The following is a 453-nucleotide window of genomic DNA, read 5'->3' as shown; positions in this document are numbered from 1 at the left end:
CGCCGATCAGGAAGATCGGCAAGAACGAGATGATCGGCTTGGTGTGGTCGATCAGCCCGAGGTGGCCCTCCTGGAAGATCCACACCGTCGCACCGAACGTCGCACACACCGAGAACAAGAAGCCGATGGTTGCCGTCAGCGGCACCAGCAACGACCGGAACACGATGGTCAAGATGATGAAGGCAAGCCCGACCACCACGATGAGGAACGGCAGCAACGCGCTGCTGAGCTTGCTCGAGATATCCGACATGATCGCCGTCTGGCCGCCGACATTGACGGTCGCGCCGCCGGGTTTCGACGACCCGTAGTCACGTATCTGTTCCATCAACGTGTGTGTCTCGGGACCCGAGGGTGACTTCGCCGGGGTGACCGAGATCAACGCGGCTGTCGCTCCCTGGCGGGGGTTCTGCGGGTTGCTGCCATTGCCCACCCAGACGACCTGCTCTGGATTGG

General features: G+C 62.3%; 1 protein-coding gene. It reads right to left on the bottom strand.

Annotation, left to right across the window (positions count from 1 at the left end):
* The coding region (locus B3T59_RS12655; protein WP_287003659.1) for an MMPL family transporter at window positions 1–453 on the bottom strand (453 nt) is incomplete at both ends.

This window comes from Gordonia sp. UBA7860 (assembly GCF_002500165.1).
GTDB lineage: Bacteria > Actinomycetota > Actinomycetes > Mycobacteriales > Mycobacteriaceae > Gordonia > Gordonia sputi.
The sequence above is the reverse complement of the archived record's forward strand: the minus strand, read 5'-3'. Positions and strand labels throughout refer to the sequence as shown.